This window comes from Castellaniella sp. (genome assembly GCF_036379515.1).
Classification (GTDB): domain Bacteria; phylum Pseudomonadota; class Gammaproteobacteria; order Burkholderiales; family Burkholderiaceae_B; genus Castellaniella.
Window position 1 is genome coordinate 1 of the sequence record NZ_DASVGN010000041.1, and the last position, 2,888, is coordinate 2,888.

Below are 2,888 nucleotides of genomic sequence, written 5' to 3' on the forward strand. Positions count from 1 at the left end.
TCGCGTGGCGTTTACCGGCACGCGGGGAGAATCGGCGGGCTGCGGGGACTGAGGCGCGTGAAAGGCGCAGCCAGCCAGCAGCCCTGTGAGTGCCAGGGCGGCGATGAGGGATTTCATGGGTACGGGGCTCCTGGCCTGCCAGGGCACGGCAAGCAGATGAGAGAAGGGGAATGCCGAGGCCTGGATCTGAGGCGATCAGAGAATCGGCAGAAGGATTACTTGGCGCGGGGGCGCAACATGCTGCGCAGGCGCAGCACCGAGAAGGCGCCGTGGGCGGCGGAACCGATGCCCAGACGAGCGCCGAAGCCGTTGGACATGCCAGCGGCCAGGCCGGGCAGCATGAGCATGACGACCAGGCTGGCGATGCCGACCAATAGTTGGGCGCCATACAGACCCAGAATGTCCTTGGCGCCGCCATTGATTTGATCGACGATCATGCGGATCAACTGGATATTCATCTGCAGCAGCAGGCCGAAGATGAGTCCAGCCAAGAGCGCCAGGAACACGAAGTTCAAGGCCTGGGAGACCCAGCTGTTGAATAGCGGCTTCGTGGGCTCGAAGAGCGTGGCAGCAATGAAAATGGGGCCAGCTGCTACCACGAGTGCCATGCCGACCTTGCAGACGATGACAATCACCATGATGATGCTACCCACCACGGCTGCGTTGATACGTATCAGCATGGCCAGGATGCTGACCAGCACTTCCTTGGTGGACGGCAGCACGTTGTACCAAGCCCCGTTGCCGCCCTTGCCGATCATGGCATTGGAAGCCTTGCTGGTTTCGGTCTGCAGTTTGTCCACTTCCTCGGCCACGCTGCCTGTACCCAGGGCAATCTGGGCGACGTCATCCGGCAGAGCCACCATGGTTTTTGCAATGTCGGTCTGATACAGACCACCGGCTCCGAAGATCGTGGAGACGATGGCCACCAGGATGGCCTTGCGAAAGAACTCGGTGACGGTCATGCCACCCTGTCCGTGCATCAGGGCAAAGGCGTAGATCAAGAACTGCAGGGTGAGCCCTACGACAATGACCGGCATCAGGGCCTCGAAGAGAGCCTGCATGGGGCCAGTGACCGCCTCGCTCAGCGTGTTTTGGGTTTGGGTTATGGCCCACTGGGCAATGTCGCTGGGCGCTGTCGGCTGGGTAACGGGAGGATTCATGCCGGGCATGGAATGACCTCACCTGGTCGCCCCGGCTTCGCCGCCGGTGGTGTCGCTGTCTCCAAACCAGCCCCCATACACCCGCTCAGTTCGGGCCTGTAAAAGATGACGCTCTGCATCCAGCTGCTGGGAGGCAAGCTGAATCCGCGCCTGTTCGGCCTGAATGTTGGCTTGCTCGATCTGGATGCGGGCCTGCAACTCCGCAATTTCCTTAGGGTTGGTGGTCTGATTGATCTTGTCCTGTAGGGCATCCACGTTGGCTAGGCGTCGAGTCATCGAATCGTAGGCGCGTTCACTCATGGCCTTGGATGTCGCCTCGATGTTCAGGGCTTGCCTGGATAAATCCTGTCGATCTTCCCGGAAGTTCACCGGCCCCATGACTTGGTCTGTAATGCGGCTTACGTCACTGTCCAGGCTGGATCCACCGGAACGGTCCAGCAGATCCCGTGCGTTAGACGGCAGCGCCGCGCGCAGCTGGTTGCGTGTGTCGGGGTTGCCGACGACGTTGCCGTAGCCACTGGATTGCGTGAAGGCGGCAAGTTGGCTGCGGGCAGTTGCCAGCTGGTCAGTCAGATTTTTCAGTTGGTCTCGGGCGGTGAGTAGCTGTTCCTGCAGCTGGGCGATGGTGGCGGCGTCGATGGTGGGGATACCAGCGGCGTAGGCGGAGTGCATGAAAACGGCGGACAGGGCGATGCCCACCGCAAGTGACTTGCAGCGTGTCATGGGGGGTACTCCGAGAATTGCGCTCTGAGGCGCGGGAATTACTGCTGAGTGACTGCGGGTCCGGCGATAGCCTGATATTCGGCTTCGGTCGCGCGGCGCGCCTTCATCTGATCCGAGACGACCATGTCGGCCTTTTCGTCATAGGCGATGCGCTTTTCACCAACGATCAGGATGTTGTCTGACCCGTCCAGCTTGGCGGGCAGATTGTGGGCCTGATAGTCGCCGCCAAGCGGCCCCTTGGCGACGACCGTGAACAGGAAACTGTCGCCGTTACGAGTAATGTGGATCACGTCGGGATCGTACTTGCTGTCAGATTTCCAATACCCGACAAACTTTTCCCCATCCGCTTCCGTCTTGCATCCAGCGAGGAGGGTCAGCAGGGTGGCGCCGGTGGCGGCAATGAAATGTCGTCGGTTCATGGAGTGTCCTGTGGGGAAGGGTTGGTGGGGGGGGCTTGGTGCCGTTTGAAGACGGCCCAGGCATCAGCCACGCTGCAGGCGGGCCCAGCTTTTGTAAGCCAGGTCGTGCGTTCCGATGGTTTCAGGATGTTCCACCAGGCCATGCCCATGGCTTCGTCGGCGGTGGGTGGTCGGTCAAGGTTTTCAGGGGTCACAGACATAGGTCGGGGCCCTCCTGTTCGTGCGTCGGTGCCTGCAGCTGCAGAGGGTGATCGAAGCGCACGCCGATGAGATCAGCTACGCGCTGGATGTCCGCCGGTTCTGGCCGATGGCCATTCACTTCGTGGATATGCAGGCTGTAATACTTGTGTACACCTTCCCCGAAATATTCCTGATCCTCGCGCGGGGTGCTGGACGAAAACCAGAGATAGGGCGCGTGGCGGGGATCGGAGGCCGAAGGCAGGTCCAGGCCGTAGTCCTGGCCGATGCGCTGCAGTTCGTCGGCATCGACGGCTTCGCGTTCGATTTCGGCGGTGCCCTCGCTGAATTGGCCTGCTTCCCGGTCTTCAGGGGTCCAGCGTTCGCCATAGATCGAAATTAGGAAGCG

Annotated in this window: 4 protein-coding genes; all 4 read right to left on the reverse strand. The window is 61.0% G+C overall.

What is annotated here, in order from left to right:
• Nucleotides 1-215 precede the first annotated feature (215 nt).
• Nucleotides 216-1,160 (reverse strand): type IV secretion system protein, encoded by a 945-nt coding sequence (locus VF285_RS14390; RefSeq protein WP_346953334.1) that lies wholly within the window; start codon nucleotides 1,158-1,160, stop codon nucleotides 216-218.
• A gap of 18 nt (nucleotides 1,161-1,178) precedes the next feature.
• The gene (locus VF285_RS14395) at nucleotides 1,179-1,883 is read right to left on the reverse strand and encodes a type IV secretion system protein (protein ID WP_346953335.1); all 705 of its coding nucleotides are present in this window, start codon (nucleotides 1,881-1,883) and stop codon (nucleotides 1,179-1,181) included.
• 38 nt (nucleotides 1,884-1,921) lie between these two features.
• Entirely contained in the window at nucleotides 1,922-2,302 is a 381-nt protein-coding gene (locus VF285_RS14400; RefSeq protein ID WP_346953336.1) for a hypothetical protein, read from the reverse strand.
• Nucleotides 2,303-2,492: 190 nt separating this feature from the next.
• The coding region (locus VF285_RS14405) for a hypothetical protein (protein WP_346953337.1) at nucleotides 2,493-2,888 on the reverse strand (396 nt) is incomplete at its 5' end.

Coding starts and splice junctions, on each gene's coding strand:
- VF285_RS14390 (WP_346953334.1), bottom strand. CDS start 1,160: ATGAATCCTCCCGTTACCCAGCCGACAGCGCCCAGCGACATTGCCCAG.
- VF285_RS14395 (WP_346953335.1), bottom strand. CDS start 1,883: ATGACACGCTGCAAGTCACTTGCGGTGGGCATCGCCCTGTCCGCCGTT.
- VF285_RS14400 (WP_346953336.1), bottom strand. CDS start 2,302: ATGAACCGACGACATTTCATTGCCGCCACCGGCGCCACCCTGCTGACC.